Raw genomic sequence first — 26,975 nt, forward strand, 5'->3', positions numbered from 1 at the left:
CCCGCGGAGCTCTGCAGCCTGTGCAGGAACCAAATCGGGAGATGTCTCTCACACTCATGCTCGCCCGTGCCGCCGTGCGTCGCGCCCTGCCCTGCAGATTGTTCAACCCAGCTACATGTCTTCGCCGAGCCCGCAGTACCATCGGCCGTCATCGCCGTTGTTGCCGTCGACCCCGGCTGCACTTCCATAGCTGGCATCCCCGGCCGCCGATCCCGGTCCGTCACCGCTCCTGAGTCTTGGGGTAGGGCAGCATCCCGCTGCACATGATGATTTGTTTTCATTCGAGAGGCAGTCTCCCCTGCCCAAAGTAAGTTCAACGTTCTGCTTTCTGTTCGTAGTTCAGCTTGTCGATGTGCGAGCAGCCCACTGGTCTGGGCTGGTCGGTTCAGGAGTGTCACTCACATATGGGTAAAGACTGTCGCGTACGGGGATGTGGACACTGGATACCCCTTGAGTCGGAAGTCCCCGAAGACTTCGATCGCTGCCCGTCTTCCCCGGGGGTCTCCGGCGGAAGCCGCCATGGGCCTCAACCGCGACCTTCGATGCCTCCACCTGAGGAAAGAGCACAATGATCCGCCCTCACCGCATGTCCAGCGTGAGTATCGAGCAGCTTCTACTGGTGAAAGAGTGTCGCCGGCGACGATGTGGACACCGAGCGAGGTGTAACCTCCGTCACACACCGATTCCAGATACGGAATCGGTGAGCACTTGAACTCGACCCTTATGGATGGCCGTCTGCCGATGAGCATTGGTATTTGGTCGACGCGTCCCGCCGATTGATCCGGCGGTGGACCGCCCTTCAGTAATATCGGGCAGACCGCTGTTCAGGGCGATCAGCATGTCCAGGCTCTCGGCCTCGCGGACCTCGCCGACGATCAGGCGGTCCGGCCGCATCCTGAGGGCCTCCTTGACGAGGCGCCGCAGGGGTATCTCCCCATGGCCCTCGAGGTTGGGCTGCCGGCACTGCAGACCGACGACATCCCGCAGGGGAAGCTGCAGTTCGAAGATCTCCTCGACCGTGATGACCCGTTCCCGGGCGCCGATCGACGCTCCGAGGCAGTTGAGCAGCGTCGTCTTGCCGGCCTGCGTCGCGCCGGAGACGAGGATGTTGAGGCCGCTGGCAACTGCGGCGCCGAGGAACCGCGCCGCCTGCGGGGACAGCGAGCCCAGTTCGACGAGGTGTTCGAGCCTCGATGCACGCGCGATGAACTTCCTGATATTCACCGACCAGTGCTTGCGGGTGACGTCCGGAATCACCACGTGGAGGCGGGACCCGTCCGGAAGGGAGGCATCGACGAAGGGCGAGGACAGGTCGAGGCGACGCCCGGACGACTTCAGCATCTTCTCGACCAGATCCCGCACCTGCTGGTCCGTCAGCGTCAGCGCCGTGAGCTCGGATTCGCCGTTCCGCGCGACGTACACCTCCGAGGGCGCATTGATCCAGATCTCCTCGACGGACGAATCGTCGAGGTAGGGCTGCAGGACCCCGAATCCGGCGACGGCGTCGTAGATCTGCCGGCGCGCGACGTCGATCCTTCCCAACGGCGGAAGGACGCCCCGGAGGGACCGCTCCTCGTAGTCGGCGATCGCGTCATTCACCAGGAGCTGCACTTCGGAGCTCTGCAGTGAGGGGTCCAGACCGCGTCTGCGGATGAGTTCGCGTACCTCGCCCTCGACCAGGCGCACAGCATCCATGGATACCTCCGCATCCGCACGCCGACGCTGGCGTGACGGCCGAAGCCCGATGGCTCCCGCCGCTCCACACCCTACTGAACGCCGACCGGCGCGACTAGACGCTCGAGGCTCTGTGCATAAGTACGAGACCCGCAGGAACGTGCCGCTTATCACGCTCCATACGCATCAACACGCCGGGCGGAATGCCGGGGCAGCCGCAGGTTTTACCTAAGATTCCGCTTTCACATCCGAAACGTGAGTCCCATTCGTAACAGATATGTAGTCTTCTCGAGATTCACTCAGCTGGCTGACGCCCGGATTCTGCTGGAGAAACCCGTGACCTTGCCCTCCCCCACCCGGCTACTGTGCGCCGCTCTACTGTCCTTCGGTCTCCTGGGCAGTGCGGTTCCTGCAGTAGCCAACGACGCCGTGCCGGCGCCGTCCCCCTCCACGACGGCCGTTACGGCCGCCCCATCCGAGGCTCCGGTGCCGGCTCCTGCTCCGGCTCCGGCTCCGGCCATCGCTCCGAGTGCGGCACCCGCTCCGGTTGCGACCGCGGCTCCCGCCACGCCGGCTCCGGCCGACACGGGTGCGACGCCGACGGCTCAGCCGAGCGAGAGCGCAGCGGTGACCGCCGATACGCCCCCCGCGGCGCAGGACAAGGTCACGTCCTTCGTTCCGGACCTGAACTGGAACCCGCTCGAGGACCCGGACTCGAACGCCCGGTACGGGGAACACTTCGCGCAGCCCGTCACCCCGCTGAAGTCGGCGTCGCCCCTGAGCACCGACGGCAGCGCCGGGGCAGCGGCGATCGCGCCGCGGTACGGAGAGTTCAAGGTCACCCTGGTCACGGTGCAACTGTCGGGGAAGACAGTTGCCGATACCGATGCGATCAATATGACGGCGGCTCGCAACTCGATCACCAGCGCCAACTCGTACTGGAGGTCGGCTTCCGCCGGACGCCTGTCGATCACGAAGGTGAACGAGTACCGCCACAAGTCGGCGGCGAGGATCACCGACTCCTACGGCACGATCATGGCGACCGTGACGAAGGAACTGAACTGGCAGTACCGCTCCTACGAATCCCTGGTCATCTTCGTCCCGCACGCGGACCTCAACTACAACGGGTCCTGGGGGATCCTCGGTGGAGGCTTCACGGACAGCGCCACCAGCGGCCGCGTGATCATGCCGTACCCCTCGGCCCTCACGAACAACGTCGTGACGCACGAGTTCGGCCACGTCCTCGGGCTGCACCACGCGAACTCGCTGGCCTGCACCAACGGACGCTCCGACGTCCCCCGGTCGGGAGGATCATGGGCCGATTCGGCCTGCTGGTCCGCCGAGTACAGCGATACGACCGACCTCATGGGGTACGCCCAGGTCAGCCTGCCCTTGATCAACCCCTTCCTCTGGGAGTACGGCGGCTTCGGACGCGGCGACGAGATCCAGGACCTCGGCAAGGTGACCGACTCCCGCCAGGTAGCCCTCCGCCCCTGGGCGGGAACAGCCAGCAACCGCGCGGCGAAGTTCACGGACCCCGTGAGTGGCGAGGTCTACTACCTCGAACTGCGGGCCCCTGAGGGCTACGACGCGCAGACGGCCATCAACGGCAACCGCGGGGTCAAGATCACCAAGCAGGACATCCTCGGCTGGGCCGGGAATGCCTCCATCGTGCTCACGCCCAACAGCCGGGTCTCGGGCTGGGGCAACACCTCCCTGGCGTGGCAGGCGGGACAGACCTTCACCACGCACTCCGGCACGAAGATCCGCATCGATTCCGTCAGCAACACGGAGGCCCGCGTCACGATCGACCCCGTCCAGTCGGTGGTGAGTGTGGCGGGTCCGTTGGTGCAGGCCTCGGCTGCGCGGACCCCGGCGATCGGCAACCCGATCTCGTCCCTGGTCTGCGGGATCAGCCAGGGCGGCTGCTACCAGAACTACCAGTACGGGCAGGTGCACTGGACCAAGGCCACCGGAGCCCATGCCACGCAGGGAGCCGTGAACGGTGCCTGGGGCAGGTCCGGCTGGGAGAAGGGCTCCCTCGGCTACCCGGTCACCGACCTGACCTGCGGGCTCAAGAACAGCGGATGCGTGCAGTCCTTCCAGAAGGGCAACATCTACTGGTCCCCGCTCACCGGAGCGGCGCTGACCCTCGGAGCGATCGACGGCACCTGGAGTTCCCTCGGCCGTGAGAACAGCACCCTGGGCTACCCCACCGGCAACGAGGCCTGCGGGCTGGTCGACGGCGGCTGCTACCAGAACTTCCAGGGCGGCCAGATCCACTGGAGCGCGGCATCGGGCGCCTCCGCGACCTGGGGAGCCTTCGGCAGGGCCTGGGGCCAGACCGGCTGGGAGCAGGGCTCCCTGGGCTACCCCACCGGCAACGAGGTCTGCGGGCTGGTCAACGCCGGCTGCTACCAGAACTTCCAGGGCGGCAAGATGCACCGGTCCTCGACCACCGGCGCCTACATCACCAGCGGCACCATCAGCGCCGCGTGGGCCGCCAGCGGCTGGGAACAGGGCCGCGTCGGCTACCCCACCAGCAACGCCATCTGCGGACTCGTCAACGGCGGCTGCCTCCAGACCTTCCAGAAGGGCAACATCTACACCTCCCCGGCATCGGGAACAGCCATCACTACCGGCGCGATCGACAGCACCTGGAGTGCACTGGGCCGCGAAAAGGGCAAACTCGGCTACCCCACCGCGAACGAAGTCTGCGGGATCACCAACGGCGGCTGCTACCAGAACTTCCAGGGCGGCCAGATCCACTGGTCCCCCACCACCGGAGCGAACCCCACCTACGGCACCATCGGAGCCGCCTGGCGCTCCACCGGCTGGGAAACCGGAACCCTGGGCTACCCCACCAGCGGCGAGATCTGCGGACTCACCAACGGCGGCTGCTACCAGAACTTCCAGAAGGGCCAGATCCACTGGTCCCCCACCACCGGCGCCTACGCCACCCGCGGCGTGTTCAACAACGCCTGGGGGAACACCCGCTGGGAAGCCGGAAGCCTGGGCTACCCCACCAGCAACCAGGCCTGCGGACTGATCAACAGCGGCTGCTACCAGAACTTCCAGGGCGGCCAGATCCACTGGTCCCCCACCACCGGCGCCCACCCCACCAGCGGCGCCATCGGAGCCGCCTGGCGCGCCACCGGCTGGGAAAAAGGCACCCTCGGCTACCCCACCACCGACGAAACCTGCACCACCACCACCAAGACCTGCACCCAGAAATTCCAGAAAGGCCAACTCACCTGGTCCCCCACCCGCGGCGTCACCCGCTCCTAACCCCCACCAGGCGCTCCATCCCGTTGACGATGAGGACTTTCGACATGCACCCGTTTTCCCTGACAGCCAAGCTGGCGACCGCGGCCTTTCTCGGGGCCCTGACGCTCGCGCCGTTGCCGGCGGTCGCCTCGGAGCCGACTCTTCCGTCTCCGCTCACCCAGCCCGGTCCGACGGCCGAACCGTCAGCGCCTACTACCGGGGCGCAGACCGATGCCGGGGAGGCGGGAACGGCTGACAACGCACCTACCGCTGACCCCGTTCCGGCGGCAGAGCCGGCACCGGCTCCGTCCGCGTCACCGGAGGCGGACGCAGAGACGCCGGAGAAACCGGATGCGGTGACGCCGGTACCAGCGGCGCCGGTATCGCCGGACGCCGTCCTGCCCAGGGACGGTGCGGCGTCCGTCGCGTCCCCCTCGGCGGCCGACGCACTCCGCGGTCGGGGCAACGCCCACATGGGCCAGGGGCTGGAGCGGATCTCGGCGACAGGCAACGCCCAGGTCGCAGCACCCCTGCTGTCCCAGCAGTCATCGACGGACCAGTCCGGTGGGCTGGCGGCCACGTGGCGCCCGGCGGGCATCCAGGGGATGGATGTCAGCAGCCATCAGGGCACCGTCGACTGGCGCACTGCCCGGGTCCAGGGGTCGGAGTTCGCCTATGTGAAGGCGACGGAAGGCACTGGGTACGTCAACCCGTTCTACTCCCAGCAGTACAAGGGGGCGGCGGACGCGGGCATGATCCGCGGGGCATACCACTTCGCCATCCCGACGACGGGATCCTCCGGAGCCGAGCAGGCCACCTATTTCGTGCGTAACGGCGGAGGCTGGTCGGCAGACGGACGGACGCTCCCTCCGCTCCTGGACATCGAATACAACCCCTACCCTTCGCTCGGCAATTCCTGCTACAACATGTCGGCGGCGCAGATGGTCGCGTGGCTTCGGGACTTCTCCTCGACGGTGCGCGCGCTGACCGGCCGTGTGCCCATGATCTATACGACGACGGACTGGTGGGCCACGTGCACCGGCAATTCGGGCGCGTTCGCTGATCATCCCCTCCATATCGCCGCCTACGGGCAGACATCGGCGGGCCTGCTGCCCAACGGGTGGTCGTCCTATGCGGTGTGGCAGTACAGCAGCACCGGCCCCTTCGTCGGAGACTCCAACGTCTGGCGCGGAACGGCAGCCGAGCTGTCCGCCTTCGCCGTCAACTCGCAGGTCCAGTCGGTGGTGAGTGTGGCGGGTCCGTTGGTGCAGGCCTCGGCTGCGCGGACCCCGGCGATCGGCAACCCGATCTCGTCCCTGGTCTGCGGGATCAGCCAGGGCGGCTGCTACCAGAACTACCAGTACGGGCAGGTGCACTGGACCAAGGCCACCGGAGCCCATGCCACGCAGGGAGCCGTGAACGGTGCCTGGGGCAGGTCCGGCTGGGAGAAGGGCTCCCTCGGCTACCCGGTCACCGACCTGACCTGCGGGCTCAAGAACAGCGGATGCGTGCAGTCCTTCCAGAAGGGCAACATCTACTGGTCCCCGCTCACCGGAGCGGCGCTGACCCTCGGAGCGATCGACGGCACCTGGAGTTCCCTCGGCCGTGAGAACAGCACCCTGGGCTACCCCACCGGCAACGAGGCCTGCGGGCTGGTCGACGGCGGCTGCTACCAGAACTTCCAGGGCGGCCAGATCCACTGGAGCGCGGCATCGGGCGCCTCCGCGACCTGGGGAGCCTTCGGCAGGGCCTGGGGCCAGACCGGCTGGGAGCAGGGCTCCCTGGGCTACCCCACCGGCAACGAGGTCTGCGGGCTGGTCAACGCCGGCTGCTACCAGAACTTCCAGGGCGGCAAGATGCACCGGTCCTCGACCACCGGCGCCTACATCACCAGCGGCACCATCAGCGCCGCGTGGGCCGCCAGCGGCTGGGAACAGGGCCGCGTCGGCTACCCCACCAGCAACGCCATCTGCGGACTCGTCAACGGCGGCTGCCTCCAGACCTTCCAGAAGGGCAACATCTACACCTCCCCGGCATCGGGAACAGCCATCACTACCGGCGCGATCGACAGCACCTGGAGTGCACTGGGCCGCGAAAAGGGCAAACTCGGCTACCCCACCGCGAACGAAGTCTGCGGGATCACCAACGGCGGCTGCTACCAGAACTTCCAGGGCGGCCAGATCCACTGGTCCCCCACCACCGGAGCGAACCCCACCTACGGCACCATCGGAGCCGCCTGGCGCTCCACCGGCTGGGAAACCGGAACCCTGGGCTACCCCACCAGCGGCGAGATCTGCGGACTCACCAACGGCGGCTGCTACCAGAACTTCCAGAAGGGCCAGATCCACTGGTCCCCCACCACCGGCGCCTACGCCACCCGCGGCGTGTTCAACAACGCCTGGGGGAACACCCGCTGGGAAGCCGGAAGCCTGGGCTACCCCACCAGCAACCAGGCCTGCGGACTGATCAACAGCGGCTGCTACCAGAACTTCCAGGGCGGCCAGATCCACTGGTCCCCCACCACCGGCGCCCACCCCACCAGCGGCGCCATCGGAGCCGCCTGGCGCGCCACCGGCTGGGAAAAAGGCACCCTCGGCTACCCCACCACCGACGAAACCTGCACCACCACCACCAAGACCTGCACCCAGAAATTCCAGAAAGGCCAACTCACCTGGTCCCCCACCCGCGGCGTCACCCGCTCCTAACCCCCACCAGGCGCTCCATCCCGGGCACCCGTCAGATTGTGCCCGGGATGGACCGCATCGCTATGATCGGGGCTTATGTCCCCAAGTGATCCGCCCGAGTCCGCGGCTGAACCCGCGCAGGTGAAGGGCGGACGAACCCAGGGCAAAGGACTGCCGGCGGTAGGCGGAGCGTCGGTCATCGCCGCAGGTGCGAGTTACCTGATCCTCTTCCTCGCGGCGCGTGCGCTCAGCCCGGAACAGAACGCCCAGTTCCTCACCTTCTGGGCCGTCCTGTTCCTCATCCTCGGCATCATCGCGGGCATCATCAACGAGTTCACCCGTGCCGTCCGGACGGCAGCGACGGACACCGGGCGACCAGCGCACGGTGCGGCCGTCTTCCCCCTCGGATTGCTGATCGGAGGTGGCGGAGCAGTGCTGATCGCTGCGACCTCACCGCTCTGGGCGCCGTCGATCCTGCCGGACGACACGATCCTGCTGGTCGCTGTCCTCTCGGTGGCCTCCGTCGCCTATGCCGGCCACTGTTCCCTGGCGGGGGCGGCTGGAGGGTCGCAGCGGTGGTCGCTGTTCGCCGGACTCGCCGCCTCCGAAGCGGTGCTGCGCCTGCTCCTCGTCGTCGTCGTCGTACTCACCGTGTCCACGCGGGTCGGGCTGGAGGCCGCCAGTGCTGCCGGTGCGCTGACTTGGCTGCTCATCCTCCTGTTCGCACCGTCGTCACGGTCGGCGGTCCGCGCACGAGCCGACGTGGGCACAGCGGCCCTCCTGGCCAACACCGGCCATGCCATGCTGTCGGCCGCGGCCACGGCCGCTCTCATCACCGGGTTCCCCATCCTGCTGCGCCTGACGACACCCCTCGAGCAGTACGCCGGCGCGGCGCCCCTCATCCTCGCGATCTCCCTCACCCGCGCGCCGATCATGATTCCCCTCCAGGCCTTCCAGTCGGTGCTCATCTCACGCTTCGTCGGCGTGACGGGCACGGCTCTCGTCCGGGCCATCGCCCTTCCCGCCGCGGCATTGCTCGCCCTCGGCGTCGTCGGGGCAGTAGCGGCCGGCCTGCTCGGGCCCTGGATCATGCTGGTCTTCGGACCCGCCTACGTCGTCGCACCCCTGGCCATGGCAGCCCTGACCTTCGCCGGGTGCCTGATGGCCGTGCTGACCGTGACGGGAACCGCGTGCCTCGCGCGAGGTGCGCACACCGCCTACTCGATGGGCTGGCTGACGGCGACCGCAGCCACCTTCCTCCTGCTCCTGCTGCCCGGTTCCCTGGAGTCTCGGGTGATTCTCAGCCTGGTGCTGGGCCCCGTCGTAGGAGCCCTCGTCCACCTCACGGCCCTCCTGACCTCCACCGGGCGTCGGAAAGCCGAAACCTCAGCGGAAGAAGGTATCGGACGGTGACAACCGGACCCCTCGTCAGCGTGATCGTGCCCGTCTACAACAGTGCCTCGACGATCGAGCGCGCCCTTGCCAGCGTGATCGCCCAGAGTTATGAGAGCTGGGAACTGCTGGTCATCGACGATGCCTCGACCGACGACTCCGCCCGGCGTGCCCGGGCCCTTGCAGCGAGCGTCCCGGACCGGCCGGTGCGCGTCATCGACTCCCCGGAGAACCGCGGCAGCTCCGCTGCCAGGAACACGGGTCTCGACGCGGCGGCCGGCGAGTTCGTCGCCTTCCTCGACGCCGACGACGAGTTGCTGCCCGACTACCTCGAAGCGCTGACGAGCGCCTGCGACGCGGATACCGACATCGTGGTGTGCGGCCACGTCGTATCCGTGGATGGTTCCGAGGAGCGCCCGCGCTCGAGCCGCAATGCCGGGCGGATGGATGGGCGCACGGCACTTCGCGCGGCACTGGCGGATCGCATCACGCCGTTCCCCTGGGACAAGCTGTACCGCCGGAGCCTGTTCGACGGCCTTCGCTACCCGGAAGGCCTCAAGCGGTTCGAGGACATGGTGGTGAACCTCGCCCTCTACCCCCGGGCCAGGCACGTCATCGTCCTGCAGCGCCCCCTCTACCGCTACCGGATCTCCGCGGGCTCCCTCACCTGGGGCAGGGTGCCGTCCAGGGAGGACGTGGGGCAAGCCCTCACCTACCTCGACCTCCATCTCGACGCCGCCTTCCGGCGCGGTCGGTTCCGGGCGCCGTACCAGGCGCTCCTGACGCTCCTGACGCTCCTCACCGCACAGAGCGCCGCGACATCCGGCTCCACCGCAACGGGAGGACGTTCCCTCCGGCAGTACGGGGCGGACCTGCCGCTCGGCCGCCTGGCGGACTGCGCCAGGGCGCGTCCCGACCTCGCCGCAGCGGGGGTACTCCTCAAGGCGGCACCCGCGCTGTTCGGGTCGGTGTACCGGCGCTACGCGCGGCGTTCCTACGGCGCGGAGTAGACGGAGCGCACACCCGGCCAGCCGGGTCCGCCCGCCCCGGTGGGGTAGATTAGAAGTCATGCCCAAAGCGCCCTACTCCCGCGCCCTCGTCATCATGCCCGCATGGAACGAGGCTCAGACCGTAGGCAACACGGTCCGTGAAACGCTCGCCATGGAGCAGCATTACGACGTGCTCGTCGTCGACGACGGATCCTCCGACAGGACTGCGGCCGAGGCGGAGGCCGCCGGCGCCACCGTCCTGCGGCTGCCCTTCAACCTCGGTGTCGGCGGAGCCATGCGCGCCGGCTTCAAGTACGCCGCCCGCAGCGGCTACGACGCCGTCGTCCAGGTGGACGCCGACGGCCAGCACGACCCCCGTGATATCGAGCGGGTGCTCCGGGGGCTGGAGAACGCCGACATCTCCATCGGTGCGCGCTTCGCCGAACGCGGCGAATACCGGGTGTCGGGGCCCCGCAAATGGGCCATGCAGTTCCTCGCGGGGGTCATCTCCTCCCTCGCCAGGACGCGCCTGACGGATGTGACCAGCGGCTTCCGGGCGGCCAATACCCGGGCCATCGCCCAGTACCTCGACCACTACCCGGCGGAGTACCTCGGCGACACCATCGATTCGCTGGTCGTCGCCATCAAATCGGGCTGCCGGGTGGTCCAGGTCCCCGTGGAGATGCGCGTCCGCCAGGGCGGCACTCCGAGCCACAATCCGACCAAGGCGGCGATCTACCTCGGCCGCTCCGTCTTCGCCCTGCTGTTCGCCCTGACACGCAGGAAATCCGGCCCAGTCCACCTCATGGGAGCCTGACTCTTGGAAACCATCGCCGCCTTCGTGCTGGCCATCATCATCGTCGCGGTCATCCTCGACCTCCTGCGGCGCAAGAAGATCCGGGAGAAGTACGCCGCCCTCTGGCTGATCGTGGGCGCAGCGACAGTGGTGCTCGGCGCGTTCCCCCAGCTGCTGGCCATCGCGGCGGAAGCCGTGGGCGTCGAGGTCCCCTCGAACCTGCTGTTCGCCCTCGGAATCCTCTTCGTGCTCGGCGTGCTGCTGCACCTCTCCGTCGAAATCTCCTCGGTCGAGGACGAGACACGGGCCCTCGCCGAGGAAGTGGCGATCCTGCGGGCCCAGCTCGAGGCCCTTGCCCCTGAGCGCGCCCTCCCTTCCGACAAGGGAGCCGCCGGGGCACTCGCGGCACCGGGAAAGAACCGCGTTCCGGAGCACGGATCTTCAGTCCCGGAGCATGGATCTTCAGGAGGGAAGGGCGCATCCGCCGCGCACCCTCCGCAGAAGCAGAAACACCCCTGACATCACGATGCCCGGCGGAACCCTCCGCCCCACCCACCACGGAAGGCCGGCCTACCCATGCCACTGGACATTTTCATCCCCTACTGGGGAGATCCCGGCTATCTCAAGGAGACCGTCCGGAGTGTCCTGGCGCAGGACTCCGCCGACTGGCGGCTGACCGTCGTCGACGACGCGTACCCCGACCTCACGGTGAAGGAATACTTCGACGGGATCGACGACGAGCGGATCACCTACATCCGCAAGGAGCAGAACGAAGGCATCACCGCGAACTACCGGACCTGCGTCTCGCTGGCGACGGAAGAGCTGATGACGATCCTCGGCTGCGACGACGTCCTCCTGCCGAACTATGTCGACACGATCCTCGCCGCGCACCGGCGGTTCCCCGAAGCGGCGATCCTCCAGCCGGGCGTGCGGATCATCGACGAGGCAGGCACCGTCGTGACGACCCTCGCCGACACGGCCAAGCAAAAGCTGGTCCGCCCGCGCGGTACCGGACTCCAGCTCGTCTCGGGCGAGTCGATCGCGGCGAACCTGATGCACGGAGACTGGCTGTACTGGCCCTCCCTCGCATTCCGCACCGCCAAGATCCGCGAGGTCGACTTCCGTGAGGGCTTCCCCATCATCCAGGACCTCGCCCTGGTGATGGACATGATCTACAAGGGGGACCAGTTGCTCATCGAGCCCACGGTGTGCTTCTCCTACCGGCGCCATTCGGCCAGCGCCTCGTCCTCCAAGCTCGTCGACGGTTCCCGGTTCGCCGGGGAGCGCGAGTACTTCAGCCTCGCTGCCCGCCAGGCGAAGGAACTCGACTGGAGGCGCGCTGAACGCGCCGCCCGGCTCCGCCTCACCTCCCGGGCCCACGCTGCGTCCCTGCTGCCCGGCGCCCTCCTCAGCCGCAACCACACCGCAGCGAAGGCGCTCGCGCGCCACATCTTCGGCCTCTAACGGCCCCTTCAGGAAGGCTCACATGACCCATGCCCCACGTTCCGGCGCGCCGGAACAGACAGTCCTCGTCACCGGCGGAGCCGGCTTCATCGGGACCGCCATCTCCAGCGCCCTGGCGGCCTCCTTCGGCCGCGTCGTCGTCGTCGACAACCTCCACCCCCAGATCCACGAGACGGGCGAGCGTCCGGAGGAACTCCACGCATCGGCGGAGCTGGTCCGCGGCGACATCACCGACGCCGGCGTCTGGGACAGCGTCCTTGCCACGGTGACCCCCGACGTCATCATCCACCTGGCCGCCGAGACCGGCACGGGGCAATCCCTCGAAGAGTCGACGCGGCACACGATGACCAACGTCGTCGGCACCTCGCAAATGCTCGATGCGCTCAACCGCCACAAGAAGCTGCCGCGCCGCATCGTGCTCTCGAGCAGCCGCGCCGTGTACGGGGAGGGCGCCTGGCGCCGCACGGGAGCGGACGCGCTCTTCTACCCGGGCCAGCGCACCAGCGCGACGCTCGACCAGGCCCAGTGGGACTTCCCCGACGCCGAGCCGACAGCGATGAAGGCCTCCGACGTCTTCCCTGCCCCGGTGAGCGTGTACGGGGCCACCAAGCTCGCCCAGGAGAACATCCTCGTGGCGTGGGGCAAGTCCTACGGCGTCGAGACGGCCGTCCTCCGGCTCCAGAACGTCTACGGGCCGGGCCAGTCGCTCATCAACCCCTACACCGGCATCATGTCGCTGTTCTGCAGGATGGCAAAGTCCGGCACCTCCATCCCCCTGTACGAGGACGGCGAGGTCCGCCGCGACTTCATCCTGATCGACGACGTCGCCTCGGCCCTCGTGGCCGCAGCGACCTCCCCGACCGTCAGCGACACGCCCCTCGATATCGGCTCCGGTGAGTTCCAGACGATCGGAACCGCTGCGGCGATCATCGCGGGGTACTACGGCGCCCCGGAACCCCACGTCACCGGCCAGTACCGGCAGGGCGACGTGCGACACGCCTGGGCCGATGTCAGCGCGGCCAACGAGGTACTCGGCTGGACCCCGCAGTACAACTTGGAGCAGGGCATCACCCGGCTCGCCCAGTGGATCGATTCCCAGGCCAACGTCCAGCCCGCATAACCGCCGGGCCGGGCCCGGGCACCCCGGGCCGACGGCCCCGGCAACACCACAGGAAAGTCCCCGCGCAGTGCGCGGGGACTTTCCTGTATCCGGAGACATTCCCTGTTCACGGGACTCCTGCCGGCCGGCCCACTCCCGGACGGGCCGGCCCGCAGGAGGTGGTGTCGCGGCGGCCCTAGGGGTCGATGATGAAACGGGTGTCCGGCGCCTCGGCGCGGATGGAGTCCACCACGCCGTCGACCGTGCTCGGCCCGCCGGACAGCGGGAACATGTTGAGTGACAGCTTCCAGCTGCCCTCGGTGTAGGTACCGCTGAGTCCGCTGTACCACTGCTGGGCCAGAATAGGGTGGAAGACGCTCCCGTCCTCGGTGGTGACGTAGATTGCCGGTTCGCCGTTCCCCTGCTCGACGGCCCTGAGCAGGCTCTGGACATGGGCGGGCACCTCAGCCAGGACTTTCTGCTGGTCGGCGACCTCCTGGGCCGCTGCCGACGTCCCCAGCGGCGTGTGCCCCCAGGCCAGGGGGGCGGCGCCGAACAGCTGCGTCGCTGCCAGCGCCGCCAGGACCGACGCCACGACGCCGGGCAGCCGGACGGTGGACGAAGCAGGGAGCGGACGGCGCTGCTGCCGCCGCCGGTCCATCAGGACCATCAGCGCCACGGCAGCGAGGACCAGCGCGACGAGTTCGAACGCGATCAGGAACTTGAGGACGTAGTAGGACAGCTTGCCCGCCTCGAGGAGCTGGACTCCGCCGAGCCACACCGCGAAGAGAGTCCCCGCGGTAAGGACGAGAAGGGGCAGTCGCATCCGCGGCAGGGAGCCCGCCCGATGCATCCGGAGCGCCAGGATCGAGAGTACCGCGCAGAGCACGAACACTGCCGTGGTTTCGACGACCTCGGGCCGGGGCACTCCCCCGGTCGCCCCGATGACCGTCTTCACCTCGATCGCCGAGATCTGCCGGAGCGCGAGACCCACCCCCGCAAGCGTCAGCACCACTGTGAGCAGCGCAGCGGCCCACCCGCTCCGGGAGGCACGCCAGCGGACCCTGCGCCGCGGCAGGAACAGAATCAGCGGAAGGGGCGCCAGAAACACGAGGAGCAGCACCCAGTTCTGGGCCACACCGACCGCCGACCCGCCCAGAGCCGCCAGCGGCAGGGGAAGCAGCGGCTTTTCCATGGTGAACGCCACAAGCACCGCCGAGACCACGAGCGCGACCCCCAGGTAGAAGTTCGGGAACCCGTGGTGGTAGGCCATCGCGCCGGGCCCGAACAACCACCCGGCCGACACGGCGGAGAGCACCGGGAGCGCAACCCCGGGCCGCCTGCGCATGGCCGGCAGGGACACCAGCCCGGCGGAGACGAGAACCGCCGACAGCACTGTCACCACCGCGCTGAGGCGGGCGAAGGCGACGACGGCGGCCTCGGGTCCGAGCGCCCCGGGACCGCAGACGAGCTGGGACAGCGTCGCCAGCACCGCGTGGAAGCCCTGCGGATAGTCCTGGAAGGACCATCTGCTGCCGTCCGCGGCGACGCCCAGCAGGGGGATCACGCGATCCCGGGCCTGCAGGGTGGAGTACATGGTGAAGTGCGAGGCGTTGTCCCAGCTGAGCGAGAGCAGCGACAGCGCCTTCCCGGCGGTGCCTGCAGTCAGCGCCGGAAGCTGGGTGATGACGGCCGCGGCACCGGTCACGATCGGCAACGCATCGAGCGGTGTGAGCTCCGGCAGCAGGCGGTGGAGCTCGCCGGGCCGCCCCGAGGCCCAGGCCACCCAGGAAGCAAGCACGCCGAGCGCCGTTGCCAGCAGGAACGTTCCGTAGTCCACGACGGCGAACAGCCCGGGAACCCACCACAGCAGGGGAACGAATCCCAGCACCGGCGGGAGGATCAGCAGGATACGCCGGGACAGGGAAGCTGAGGTCGGAAGGGCAAGCAGAATCAGCCCGAGCACGATGATCATCGCAGGGCCCTCGAGGAAGCCTGTAAGGCGCAGGGCCACGACGGCGAGGAACGCTCCGGCGCCTGCGGCGCCCGGGATGAGAACACGTGCCGTGCCTGCGGGCTGGGGCCGAACCTCGGTGACCGGGAGGCTCACCCTCCGGTCGCTTGGATCTCGACAACCTTCGACTGCTGCGCCACGAGCGGGTCGCCCTGCTGCCCTGCGGGAACCGTTCCCTCGGGCTGCGCCGCCTCGGAGGGCACGGCTCCTGCCGGGGGTTCGGTCTGCCGGGGCTCGGCCTTCTTCCCGTGCCGGCGTACGGCGCGCATCACGGGCCGCTCGACCAGCAGCCAGCTCGCGATCCCCGCCGCGATCGTGAGAACCGCGGCCACGAGCATGTACACGACGAGCCCTCGCTCATGGACGCCGTACACCGCGAGCAGCTGCTGGATCGGGAAGGCGTAGATGTAGACGCCGTAGGAGACGTCGTTCTTCCGGATCAGCATCGGCGAGGGCAGCAGCGTCGAGATCCAGAGGGTCGCATACGCGATGAAGACAGCCGACGCGGCGCCGCCCCAGCCCGGTACGAGGGCCGTGACCGCCACGGCGGCCGCGGCGGAGGCGGCTCCCGGGAGCCAGTGGATGCCAATCCGGTCCTTCCACGCCAGGACGACGGCTCCGCCGAGGAAGAAGGGCAGCAGGCGGAACAGCAGGTCGAAGTCGAAGTTCCCCTGGGTGAAGGGAGCGACGTCCTCCACCGACGCATGGACGATCACGCTGGCGACGAAGAGGATGGTCAGGGGCCACGGAAACTTGCGGATGATCGCGAAGATCCCCAAAAAGGCGAGGACCGCGTAGCAGTAGAACTCGTAGTAGAGGCTCCACAGCGAGCCGTTCCACGCACCCGGGTAGGGGACGCCCGCGGGCGTCCCTGCGACGTCGTACCGCAGCATTTTCAGCCCGAGGTTGGAGAAGACGTAGTTGAAGGGCGTCGTACCTGTCGTGAAGAAGCCGTCGAGACTGCCCTTGGCGGCGAGGTACCCGAGCGGGGCGAAGAAGCCCGCGACGACGACGAGGCAGACGATGAAGGCCGGCATGATGCGGGCGACGCGGTGCACCAGGTACTCCCCCAGGGAGTGGCTGAACCGGCTTGCGGTGATGAGGTACCCGCTGACGACGAAGAACCCGGCCACGGCCCACCCTCCGAGGGTGTCCCCGGCGAAGGCTGGTTCCTCGGGGCGTCCCGACAGGGGCCAGCTGTGATGCACGAGCACCGCCAGCGCGAGCACCAGGCGGATCAGGTTCAGGCTGTTGTTCCGGGTATCGAACGGTCGGCCGAACCAGAGTCCGGACGGCTTTTTACTCCGTGGCACAATCTCTCCATCAGCACGACCGACACTAGGGCAACCCAGTCATCCTACCCCGGAGTCCCCGCCCGGCCTCCGGGACGATTTGGCGCCACGGTGACGCGAGGCAATAATGCGCAGTATGCGTGGAATCATCCTTGCCGGGGGTACCGGCTCCAGACTGCATCCGATCACCCTGGGAATCAGCAAGCAGCTCGTACCCGTGTACGACAAGCCGATGATCTACTATCCGCTGTCCACGCTCATCCTTGCGGGCATCAGGGACATCCTCATCATCACGACGCCGCAGGACGCGGACCAGTTCCGGCGCCTGCTGGGCGACGGGAGCAGGTTCGGTGTCTCCCTCACGTACGTCCAGCAGCCCTCTCCCGATGGCCTCGCCCAGGCGTTCATCCTCGGCGCGGACCACATCGGGGATGATTCCGTGGCCCTCGTCCTGGGGGACAACATCTTCTACGGGCAGGGCATGGGAACGCAGCTGCGTCGTTTCGCGCAGGTGGACGGTGGTGCCGTGTTCGGCTACTGGGTGGCTGATCCCACGGCGTACGGAGTCGTCGAGTTCGACGAGACGGGGAAGGCTCTCTCCCTCGAGGAGAAGCCGGCCAATCCGAAGAGCAACTACGCGGTCCCCGGCCTTTATTTCTACGACAACCACGTGGTCGAGATCGCCCGCGACCTCAAGCCCTCACCCCGCGGGGAACTGGAGATCACGGACATCAACCGCGTGTACCTGGAAGCCGGCAAGCTGCAGGTGGACATCCTCCCCCGCGGGACCGCCTGGCTCGACACCGGTACTTTCGATTCCCTGAGTGACGCATCGAACTTCATCCGGACGGTGGAGCACCGGCAGGGGCTGAAGATCGGAGCCCCCGAGGAGATCGCGTGGCGGCAGGGGTTCCTGAACGATGCCGAACTCGAGGCGATCGCCACGCCGCTCGTGAAGAGCGGCTACGGATCCTATCTGCTGTCCCTGCTGGCGACGTCGTCCAACTGACCGTCCGCGGCGCTCGTCGCCCTCGTGCCGGCGGATCTGCAGCCCGGTAGACCCTACTTCCGGCAGGCCTCGACCTGCGGGCCTAGTCCTGACAGACGGTGACCTCGTAGAGCTTGGCTGCGCCCTGCTCATCGACGAGACGGACCGCATCGGAGTCCTCGAGGTCGTCGAGGCCCGGGAACAGCTGCGACGCCCCGTTCTCGACGAGGTACTGGGTACCGAAGTCGAGGACGTGGGATACGCCCGTCTCGCGGACGGCAGCACAGGCCTCCTCGTCCGTGGCCGCATCGCCCAGGGACTCCGCGACCTCCATCACGGCCGGTGACTGGGTCTCGAAGAGATGGTAGGAGAGCACCTTGCGCCCGGTGAACGCGAAGGCGAGAGTGCTGCCGTTCCATGGGTTGCCCGCGATGACCGCGTCCTCCGGCAGGGTCTCCTCGGCGCGCTCGAGGAGGGAGTACTCGTCGGAGGAGACGATGGACGTGGGTGTGTCCCGGAGGTAGTAGAGCTCTCCCCCTTCCAGATACGTCTCGAGCGGCTTCGTCTGGGTCGCCGAGGCCACCAGGACGGCCACGACTCCCAGTCCCGCCAGCGACGCAGCCCCACGGACCAGCGCGGGCCGCGAGCGGACTCCGCGTGCAAGCGACGTACCGACGGATGTTCGTCGGACGACGTCGCCCAGCCACGCCAGCACGGCACCTGTCCCGATCGCACCGAACACGACGCCGAACATCGGCAGCAGTGCCGCCAGGCGGTTGGTGTCCGCATACCAGATCCCGGTGAGCACAGCGCGCCATGGCCCCCGCTCCAGCCCGGCGTCGACGACGTAGAGATAGCCGACCAGCGCGAAGCTCACCAGCAGCCACCGCTGCTCGCCGCGGCGCAGGAGGTGGATCATCCCGGCTCCCGCGAGCAGGGACACGGTGAGCGACACCAGGGGGAAGCCCATGGGCGAGTACGCCAGCACCTCTCCGACGGCGCCTCCGGGGGTCTGGTGCGGCCCCCATACGTCGTAGGGCACCGGACGGAGCTTGAGCCACAGGAGGATGGACACGCCCAGCGCGACCAGGCCGAGGACCGCCCTGAGGACGGCGCTCGCCCTCGCCGAGCGGATCCTGCTTCCGGCCCTCCTCCTCGTGACGAGGGCGACGACGAGAGCAGGGAAGCCGAACAGCACGAGGCTGTTGACCGAGCTCATGTGCGACAGCGCCAGCGCGGCGACCGCGATGAGGACCACCAGGACCGCCGGGAGCGTGGGGACGGCCAGGTGCCGGCCCATTCCCAGGAAGAGGAGGACCGCCCCGAGAGCGGCCGGCAGGAGGGCAACGGACAGCATGTAGGGGAAGAGGGGCCCCCACACCATCATGAGGTAGGGGAACCCGATGAAGGCGGCGGAGAGGACCCCGGCGGAGAGGAGGACGACCCTGTTCCGGCCTGCGACCACCCTCGCCAGGAGGACGACGGACAGGGGCCACACGACCGCCGCGACGACGATGTTCAGCGCGTTGACGGCGACCGGGACGGATGTGCCCGTCCCCTGCACGACCAGGGCGGCCAGGGCATGCCAGGCAGCGGGATAGATCGCCGCCGCACCCGAGTTGCCCGTCATCTCGCCCAGGGTGAGTGATGAGCCGTCACCGGTGGAGACGATGTACTCCACGGCGTTCAGGTGGAACACGTTGTCGAAGCGCTGGGCGATGTTCTCCGGGTTCCCGATCAGCGTGACCGTGCGCCAGGCGATGAGGCCGGAGCCGACCAGGAACCCCGCCCCTGCCGCTCCAAGGACTCCCCACCCGTCGGGGGCCGGGGTCCCTGCTTCAGCCTCGACCCGCGAGCGTCGCGTCAGGAAGTAGCCTCCAGCGGAAAAGATCAGCGCTCCCCCGGCAACGAGCCAGATCGACCACGGGATACCGACCAGTGAGCCGAGCACAGCAGCTACACCCGCCGTGGCCACTGTCAGGAGCGGCGCCACGCCGACCGCGGCCAGCCGACGGAAACCGAGCGAGAGCGCCAGAAGCAGTCCCGGCAGGATGGTCACCAGCACGGTCACCGCCAAAATCGGCGCGATCGACCACCAAGACACATTTCCTCCATCGGCAGCACGAAGGCCGCATTGTTTCAACCGGGTGGCTCGACGGGCGCACAGCGCTCTCGCCGCCGGGGACTAGTTGGACCGGAGCCGCTTGATGACGTCGCGGACCGGGCCATCCATGAGCACGTTGCCGTGATCGAGCAGGACACCCCGCTCGCAGATCTTGGCGACCATGTCGAGATCGTGACTCACGACCACGAGCGTCTTGCCCTCCGCCGCCAGCTCCCGGATCCTGGCGATGCACTTCTTCTGGAACGGTTCGTCGCCGACGGCGAGGATCTCATCGATCAGGAACACTTCCGGATCGGTGTGGACTGCCACGGCGAATGCCAGCCGGAGGTACATGCCGGACGAATAGAACTTGACCTCGGTATCGATGAACTGGCCGATTTCCGAGAACTCGACGATCGAGTCGAACTTGGCCTCGATCTCGTCCCGGTCCATCCCGAGGATCGCCCCATTGAGGTAGACGTTGTCCCTCCCACTGAGATCGGGGTGGAACCCCGCTCCGACCTCGATGAGGCCGGCCACCCTTCCCCGGGTCCGTACGGATCCCGAGTCCGGGCGCATCACTCCGGACATGTGCTTGAGGAGCGTCGACTTGCCCGACCCGTTGAACCCCAGGAGCGCTACGGACTCCCCCTGTTCGACCGTCAGGGACACGTCCGACAGCGCGTGGAAACGCTCGGACAGGTCCCCCTTCCGGCCCTTCATGAGCCAGACGAACGCTTCCTTCATGGAACGGGTGTGGCGGAGGACGAACTGCTTGTTGACGTTGCGTATCTCGATGGCGGTGGTCATCACAACTCCTGGGCGAAACGGCCCTCGAGCCGACGGAAGACGAGCTGGCCGATGATCAGCATCAGCCCCGACGTGACGAGCGCGACCGGGATCCACAGTGAGAGGAGGTTCGGCGGGATCGCTTCGGCCCTCTCGGTGGTCGGTAGCCAGAACGCGAAGTGGAACGTCTCCACCGCCACGGTGATCGGATTGAGCTGGTAGATCGTGAAGAAGGTGTCGCCCAGCTTGTCCCGGACCAGGAGCCACGGGTAGAGGACCGGCGAGGCCCACGTCGCCACCATCAGCAGCATGTCCACGAGGTTCTCCGCGTCCCTGAAATACACGTTCACCGCGCCGAAGAGAAGCCCCAGTCCGATCGCGAACATCGTCACGATGAGGAAACCGGCGCACGCCGCTGCCAGCTGGAGGATGGTCGGCGACCATCCGGAGAACAGGCACGCCACGACGAGGATGATGATCTGGGGCACGAAATGCACCGCCGACACCCAGGTCGACGCGATCGGGAACAGCTCACGCGGAAGATAGATCTTCTTGATGAGCCCACCGTTCGACACGATCGCTCGCGATGCGTTGCCGAGCGCCTCGTTGAAGTAGTTGATGAGGACGATGCCGGAGAACAGGTAGATGGCGTAGTTGGGCAGGCCGGCCGGGTTCCGCTCGCTCTGTTCGAGGCCGAGGAACACGCCCAGTGCGATGTAGAACACCACGAACTGCACACCCGGCTTCACGTAGGACCACAGCAGCCCCAGCACCGATCCCCGGTACCGCACCCGGAGCTCCTTCTGGACGAGCAGCTTCAGCAGGTAGCGGGAGCGGACGACGTCGCGCAGGCCGTGGCCGTAGCCCGGCACCACGAGGTCGGCCCGCGATGCGCCTCCCGATCCGGCCCTGTCCGACACACCAGTCACAGGACCGACTTCCCTACTCCTTCGGCCGGGTGTGCGTTCTCGAAGGTCTGTGCCCAGGCCTGCTGCGACGTGAACTCCGGCAGCGCCTTCTGGTAGTCCTCGGCGAGGGTGTCCCACCGGGCCAGGAGACGCTGATGCAGGATCATGCTGCGCTTCAGCATGGACTGGAACTGATCCGAGTCCCGCTTGTACCAGGACGCGCCGGACCCGTCGGCCGACGAGACGAGGGCGGAGTCGAGCTGCGACAGCCGCCACCACCGTGCGTCCATGGCGGGTACGTTCGCTTCGGGCTGGACGCCGGCTTCGGGGCGCGCAGGACGCATCTGCCGCAGTGCGCCCGTACCGGCCTTGATCAGTGCGCCCTTGAGGGTGCGCGGCGGGGCGGGTTTGATGCCCCGTTTCGGCGGCTTGACCCTCTTCACCTCCGGGAACTCGGCGATGTTCTTGCTGACGCGGGCGTCATCGAACTCAGCCCTGCGCCTCCGGATCTCGGGCAGCTTCGCACCGATGGTGCTGTGGAGGTGTGACGGTCCGTCGAGGAGGTCCTCCAGCGCGTTGAGGCGGAGTTCGACCGCCGAGTACTGCATGGAGAGCAGGTGGCGGACGTCGACCATGAAGCTTTCCCGCGGCATCCGGCCACCGTGCTTGTAGGGCGAGTAGAGCATGGCGGCCAGCCAGCGGTTGCGCTGGTGGTAGTAGGCCTGCCAGTCGATCGTGTCGTCCTTCTCGGTCCACGGCATGTGCCAGACGGCAGCACCGGGCAGCGAGACGGTGCGGAAGCCGTGGGCCTTGGCGCGGATACCGTACTCGGCGTCGTCCCACTTGATGAACACGGGCAGCGCCAGACCGATCTCACGGATGATGCTGGTCGGGATCAGGCACATCCACCAGCCGTTGAAGTCGACGTCGATCCTGCGGTGCATCCAGGGCGTGGTGCGGAGGTTGCTCGCCGAGAAGTCGTGGGCTTCGCGCGTGTTGGTGACGGGCCCCCAGAAGTAGCGGTACTCGTTGATCTCCTCGCCGAAGCTGTGGAGCACGGAGCGCTCGTACAGGTTGAACATGTGGCCACCGACGATGGTCGGCTTGCGGGTGAAGTCCGCGAAGTTGGCGGCCCTCAGGATTCCCTCGGTCTCGACCAGCACGTCGTCGTCCAACAGGATCACGTACTTGCTGCGGCCGTCGTTGACCGTCTCGTGCATCCCGCGCGCGAAGCCGCCCGAGCCGCCGAGGTTGCCCTGTTCGAGGAGCGTGAACTTGTCGCCGAGGCGGGCAGCGGCCTCGTCGAATCCGTCCTGGTCCCGCACCTTCTGGGTGCCCTGATCGGTGATGATGAGGCGGTCCAGTACGTCGAGCAGTTCTTCGGACTCGGCGAAGGTCGACAGGTGGCGGACGCAGTAGTCGGGGCGGTTGAAGGTCGTCACCGCGATGGAGATGGATCCGGCGTCGAAGTCCTCGGGCTGCGGGACAGCCCACTCGGCCCGCTTCAGCGTGACGTCGGTGTCGAGGGCCACGAGGTCGAACCAGTACCAGCCGCCGTCGCCGAAGGCCGTGACGGGCAGGTCGATGCTGGCAGGTTCCTCTGCGCCGACCTGGATGCTCTCCACGCGATTCGAGGTCCCGCGTGCGTTGGAGCGGTAGATGACGACGGTCGCGTCTCCATCGACCTCCACCAGCAGGCGCACCTGCGACACGTCCGTGTGCGCACGCCAGTAGCTCGCGGGGAACGCGTTGAAGTAGGTGCCGAACGAGACCCGGCGGTAGGCCGGAAGCTGCAGCTGACGCCTGTCGACGATGAAATCGGACCGCTGGGCGCGGTGCTGGGCCACGACGGCCGTCGTGCCCGCCCCGGTCCGCTCGGTACGGTGCTGCTCATCGACGACCCTCTGTGCGGCATTGAAGTCCACGTAGAGGGGCAGTGTGTCGGTGTCGCCGTCCGTGGGGAACACGACCCGGTGCACCGTCTTCCAAACCGTTGCGCTGTCCTGTTCCATGACGGCCTCCTTGACCTCTGACGTGGCGCTCATGCGTCCACTCCGCCGCTCTCGAACGTCTGGCCGCTCGTGAAGTGGGGGGTGATCTTGTTGTCGAACATGGAGAGGGCCGATCCGATGGCCATGTGCATGTCGAGGTATTTGTAGGTTCCCAGGCGTCCGCCGAAGAGCACCGACTTCTCGCCCTTCGCAAGGTCGCGGTACGCCAGCAGCTTCGCCCGGTCGTCCGACGTGTTGATCGGGTAGTACGGCTCGTCGCCCTTCTCGGCGAAGCGCGAGTACTCCCGCATGATGACCGTCGCGTCCTTCGTGTAGTCCCGTTCGGGGTGGAAGTGACGGAACTCATGGACCCGGGTGAAGGCCGCGTCCTCATCGGGGTAGTTCATGACCGAGCAGCCCTGGAAGTCCTCGATGGGCAGGACCTCCTCCTCGAGGTCGATGGTGCGCCAGGAGAGGTCGCCCTCGGCGAAGTCGAAGTAGCGGTCGACAGGCCCGGTGTAGACGACCGGCACCTGCCCGAGCGTCGTCGACCGTGAGTACTCGTGGCCCTCGTCGAAGAAGTCCGTATTCAGCTGCACGTCGATGTTCGGGTGGTCCGCCATCCGCTCGATCCATGCCGTGTAGCCGTTGACCGGCAGGCCTTCGTACTTGTCGTTGAAGTACCGGTTGTCGTAGGTGTAGCGCACGGGGAGGCGGGAGATGATCTCGGCCGGCAGGTCCTTGGGGTCGGTCTGCCACTGCTTGCCCGTGTAGTACTTGATGAATGCCTCGTACAGGGGCCGACCGATGAGCTGGATGCCCTTGTCGTTCAGGTTCTGGGGGTCCGTGCCGGCGAGCTCGCCCGCCTGCTCCTGGATGAGGGCGCGGGCCTCCGCCGGCCCGAGGGCGGAACGGAAGAACTGGTTGATGGTGCCGAGGTTGATCGGCATCGGGTAGACCTCGCCCTTGTGGCGGGTGTAGACCTTGTGCACGTAGTTCGTGAACTCGGTGAAGTTGTGGACGTAGTCCCACACGCGCTCGTTCGAGGTGTGGAAGAGGTGCGCGCCGTACCGGTGCACCTCGATGCCGGTCCGGGCCTCGTTCTCGCTGTACGCGTTGCCCCCGATGTGGTGGCGGCGGTCGAGGACGGCTACTTTGAGGCCGAGTTGGGTGGCCGCCCGTTCCGCTATGGTCAGGCCGAAAAAGCCCGATCCAACGACGACGAGATCAACGTTCACAGATACTCCTGATTGATTTGAACTACAGACATGCCCGCTCAAGGCTACCCGACACGGCGCGTGGGCTTTCCACCGGCCGCCGCCTCCGGCGGCGGGCCGAGCGCGTGGATGAGGCGCCCCCGGACGTGTGCGGGGTGACCGCGATGGTGGCCTACGCCGATTTCAGCACCGCGGTATCGGCGATGCGCTCCTCGAATCGGGAGACCATCGTGCGCCAGTAGGTGGCACTGATGTGGTTGTTGTCGATGTAGACGTACACGTTGCCGATGATCGGCGGGCAGACATCCCCCGGGCACACCAGATCGTTCATGTCGACGGAGGTGTACAGCGCTGTGCCGGGGTCGAAGGACTCCAGCGGAGAGACGGCCGGGAGCACGCGGTCCCTGTCCGGGGTGCACAGTTCCAGGGCGTCCGCGTTCTCCTCCGTGCACTCGGGCATGTTGAAGTCGAAGCGCGGATTGTCGCGGACTCCGATCACTTCGATGCCCCTGTCGGTGAACCGCTGCACGGTGCGCCCGAAGTCCGGCATCAGGGTCTCCGCGCTCGAGCCGAACTGGGTCCTCGTCGCGATGGTGAACACCGCATCAGGAGCCAGGTCCTCGATGTAGGCCGCGGACCGTTCGTAGAACTCCGCGCATTCGGGGGTAACCCCTCCTCCCGCGGGGCCGAAGGGGCAGCCGAGCGAGATCAGGTCGATCACGGTCCAGTTGTACTTCTCCGCGAGCGCGACGACCGCCGTCGACATGTGCTGGGCATGGCTGTTCCCCACCACGACCACGGTCTTGCTCGCCTCCCCTTCGGCGAGCCGCTGGGTGCAGGAAGCCGCAAGCTCGGAGGGGATGGATGTCGACTCGACGCTGCACGCGTCGAGCCGGGGGAAGTCACCGCGGATGGTGCTCAGCTCCGGCAGGATCACGGCGTCCTCGGAGACCTCGTCGGTGTACCCGGGCAGCAGGGAGACGGCGCCGGGGTTGTCGGCGCTCGTCTGCGATTCGGCCTGCTCCGCCTGCAGGCGGATGACCTGCTGCCACCCGGCCAGCGGCGCGGCGACCATTCCGAGACAGATCATCAGGACGAGAACGGCACGACGACGACGCCGGTCGGCCCAGGTCAGTGCGCGCATCGGACGCTCGACGAAACGCATCGTCAGGTGTGCCAGGACGAGGGACACGCCGATCACCAGGAAACCGCCCAGCACACCCGGCGATGCCCTGTCCTGCCAGATCAGGGCCAGCACCAGGACGGGCCAGTGCCACAGGTAAAGGGCGTAGGACAGGTCTCCCACCTTGACCAGCGGCCGGGAGGACAGGAGGCGGTCCGCTCCGACGGCGCTGTCCGTCTGCCCGGCGACGATCACCAGTGCGGCCGCGACCAACGGCCACAGCGCGACGTAGCCCGGGAACTGGCCCTGCACGTCGAGGACGAAGCCGCCGCTGAGCATCGCCGCGACGCCTACCCAGCCCGCGACGACCCGCACGAAGCGCGGCAGCCGCAGAAACGGCAGTGCCAGTGCCAGCAGCGTCCCGAAGGCGAACTCCCACAGACGGGCCCGCGTATCGAAGTACGCGAAGGCCTGGTTGGTGTAGGTCTCCCAGACCGAGAACGCCAGCGACCCCACGAAGAGCAGGCCGAAGACGAGGAAGACGACACCCCGGAACTTCAACCGGAATCGCCGCGCCATCACCGCACTCGTGAGGAACAGGAGTGGCCAGAGGATGAACACCTGGCCCTGGACCGAGAGCGACCAGAAGTGCTGCAGCGGGCTGGCCTGGCTGTGGTCGCTGGCGTAGTAGTCGACGGCGTTGGAGGCTAGGACCCAGTTCTGGGCGTAGAAGAGGGAAGCCCAAGACTGCTCGATGACGTCGGACCAGCGCGACTGCGGAACCAGCACGTAGCTCGCGCCGAGTATCCCCAGAATCACGACGACGACGGCAGGCAGGAGGCGCTTGAACTGGTGCAGCCAGTGCCGCCCCAGCTCTAGGGGCCGCCCCGACTCCACTTTGCGGAGGAACGAGAGAGCCAGCAGGAAAGCCGAGATCAGCAGGAAGACATCCACGCCTCCGGACACCCGCCCGAACCAGACGTGGTAGGACACCACCATCAGGACGGCCAGGGCACGCAGGCCCTGCACCTCCGGCCGGAAGCCGCGGTCGGCCCCCGTCCCGCCGCCACGGGGCGCGGCAGGACGGCTCGCTTCAAGGATTGCCATTGCAGGCTTTCAGAGTAGACACGAGGACCGATTGTACCGGCGGCATCTGCGCAAATCCTCCAATCAGGGAGACGGCT

General features: G+C 67.6%; 18 protein-coding genes. 9 read left to right on the forward strand and 9 right to left on the reverse strand.

Going from position 1 to position 26,975, the window contains the following annotated elements:
- Nucleotides 1–672: 672 nt before the first annotated feature.
- On the reverse strand, nucleotides 673–1,695 hold the full coding sequence (locus ACX80H_RS03975; protein ID WP_459311187.1) for a TadA family conjugal transfer-associated ATPase: 1,023 nt from the start codon (nucleotides 1,693–1,695) through the stop codon (nucleotides 673–675).
- Between the two features lie 315 nt (nucleotides 1,696–2,010).
- On the opposite strand from ACX80H_RS03975, the gene ACX80H_RS03980 reads away from it, so the two are divergent.
- From ACX80H_RS03980 to ACX80H_RS04015, 8 genes are all read left to right on the forward strand, one after another.
- Nucleotides 2,011–4,962 (forward strand): hypothetical protein, encoded by a 2,952-nt coding sequence (locus ACX80H_RS03980; RefSeq protein ID WP_459311189.1) that lies wholly within the window; start codon nucleotides 2,011–2,013, stop codon nucleotides 4,960–4,962.
- A gap of 44 nt (nucleotides 4,963–5,006) precedes the next feature.
- The gene (locus tag ACX80H_RS03985; protein ID WP_459311190.1) at nucleotides 5,007–7,646 is read left to right on the forward strand and encodes a GH25 family lysozyme; all 2,640 of its coding nucleotides are present in this window, start codon (nucleotides 5,007–5,009) and stop codon (nucleotides 7,644–7,646) included.
- A 75-nt stretch (nucleotides 7,647–7,721) separates the two neighbouring features.
- Complete coding sequence (locus tag ACX80H_RS03990) at nucleotides 7,722–9,038, forward strand: hypothetical protein (RefSeq protein ID WP_459311191.1); 1,317 nt, start codon at nucleotides 7,722–7,724, stop codon at nucleotides 9,036–9,038.
- On the forward strand, nucleotides 9,035–10,027 hold the full coding sequence (locus ACX80H_RS03995) for a glycosyltransferase family 2 protein (RefSeq protein WP_459311193.1): 993 nt from the start codon (nucleotides 9,035–9,037) through the stop codon (nucleotides 10,025–10,027). Before ACX80H_RS03990 ends, ACX80H_RS03995 begins: the two co-directional genes overlap by 4 nt.
- Nucleotides 10,028–10,085: 58 nt before the next feature.
- Complete coding sequence (locus tag ACX80H_RS04000; RefSeq protein WP_459311194.1) at nucleotides 10,086–10,823, forward strand: glycosyltransferase family 2 protein; 738 nt, start codon at nucleotides 10,086–10,088, stop codon at nucleotides 10,821–10,823.
- Between the two features lie 3 nt (nucleotides 10,824–10,826).
- Nucleotides 10,827–11,321, forward strand: a complete 495-nt coding sequence (locus ACX80H_RS04005; protein ID WP_459311196.1) for a DUF2304 domain-containing protein — start codon at nucleotides 10,827–10,829, stop codon at nucleotides 11,319–11,321.
- 57 nt (nucleotides 11,322–11,378) lie between these two features.
- A complete protein-coding gene (locus tag ACX80H_RS04010) occupies nucleotides 11,379–12,266 on the forward strand; it encodes a glycosyltransferase family 2 protein (protein ID WP_459311198.1) in 888 nt (295 codons plus the stop codon).
- A 22-nt stretch (nucleotides 12,267–12,288) separates the two neighbouring features.
- The gene (locus ACX80H_RS04015) at nucleotides 12,289–13,386 is read left to right on the forward strand and encodes an NAD-dependent epimerase/dehydratase family protein (protein WP_459311200.1); all 1,098 of its coding nucleotides are present in this window, start codon (nucleotides 12,289–12,291) and stop codon (nucleotides 13,384–13,386) included.
- 175 nt (nucleotides 13,387–13,561) lie between these two features.
- Here ACX80H_RS04015 and ACX80H_RS04020 read toward each other — a convergent pair whose 3' ends face one another.
- Nucleotides 13,562–15,475 (reverse strand): hypothetical protein, encoded by a 1,914-nt coding sequence (locus ACX80H_RS04020; RefSeq protein ID WP_459311201.1) that lies wholly within the window; start codon nucleotides 15,473–15,475, stop codon nucleotides 13,562–13,564.
- Entirely contained in the window at nucleotides 15,472–16,692 is a 1,221-nt protein-coding gene (locus ACX80H_RS04025) for an acyltransferase family protein (protein ID WP_459311203.1), read from the reverse strand. The genes ACX80H_RS04020 and ACX80H_RS04025 overlap by 4 nt, the downstream gene beginning before the upstream one ends.
- 115 nt (nucleotides 16,693–16,807) lie before the next feature.
- Here ACX80H_RS04025 and rfbA point away from each other — a divergent pair, with 115 nt between their 5' ends.
- Nucleotides 16,808–17,680 carry a glucose-1-phosphate thymidylyltransferase RfbA gene (gene rfbA / locus ACX80H_RS04030; RefSeq protein WP_459313358.1) on the forward strand — a complete coding sequence of 291 codons (873 nt, stop codon included), beginning with the start codon at nucleotides 16,808–16,810 and terminating at the stop codon, nucleotides 17,678–17,680.
- 82 nt (nucleotides 17,681–17,762) lie between these two features.
- On the opposite strand, the gene ACX80H_RS04035 is transcribed toward rfbA, so the two are convergent.
- From ACX80H_RS04035 to ACX80H_RS04060, 6 genes are all read right to left on the reverse strand, one after another.
- Nucleotides 17,763–19,763: a DUF6541 family protein gene (locus ACX80H_RS04035; protein ID WP_459311205.1), complete on the reverse strand. Its 2,001-nt coding sequence runs from the start codon at nucleotides 19,761–19,763 to the stop codon at nucleotides 17,763–17,765.
- 81 nt (nucleotides 19,764–19,844) lie between these two features.
- Nucleotides 19,845–20,573: an ABC transporter ATP-binding protein gene (locus ACX80H_RS04040; RefSeq protein ID WP_459311207.1), complete on the reverse strand. Its 729-nt coding sequence runs from the start codon at nucleotides 20,571–20,573 to the stop codon at nucleotides 19,845–19,847.
- Complete coding sequence (locus ACX80H_RS04045) at nucleotides 20,573–21,481, reverse strand: ABC transporter permease (protein ID WP_459311208.1); 909 nt, start codon at nucleotides 21,479–21,481, stop codon at nucleotides 20,573–20,575. The genes ACX80H_RS04040 and ACX80H_RS04045 overlap by 1 nt, the downstream gene beginning before the upstream one ends.
- On the reverse strand, nucleotides 21,478–23,505 hold the full coding sequence (locus ACX80H_RS04050; RefSeq protein WP_459311209.1) for a glycosyltransferase: 2,028 nt from the start codon (nucleotides 23,503–23,505) through the stop codon (nucleotides 21,478–21,480). The genes ACX80H_RS04045 and ACX80H_RS04050 overlap by 4 nt, the downstream gene beginning before the upstream one ends.
- A complete protein-coding gene (glf, locus tag ACX80H_RS04055) occupies nucleotides 23,502–24,689 on the reverse strand; it encodes a UDP-galactopyranose mutase (protein ID WP_301226703.1) in 1,188 nt (395 codons plus the stop codon). The genes ACX80H_RS04050 and glf overlap by 4 nt, the downstream gene beginning before the upstream one ends.
- Before the next feature lie 151 nt (nucleotides 24,690–24,840).
- Complete coding sequence (locus tag ACX80H_RS04060) at nucleotides 24,841–26,898, reverse strand: acyltransferase family protein (protein WP_459311210.1); 2,058 nt, start codon at nucleotides 26,896–26,898, stop codon at nucleotides 24,841–24,843.
- Nucleotides 26,899–26,975 lie beyond the last annotated feature (77 nt).

The sequence above is a fragment of the Arthrobacter pasteuri genome, from assembly GCF_054510955.1.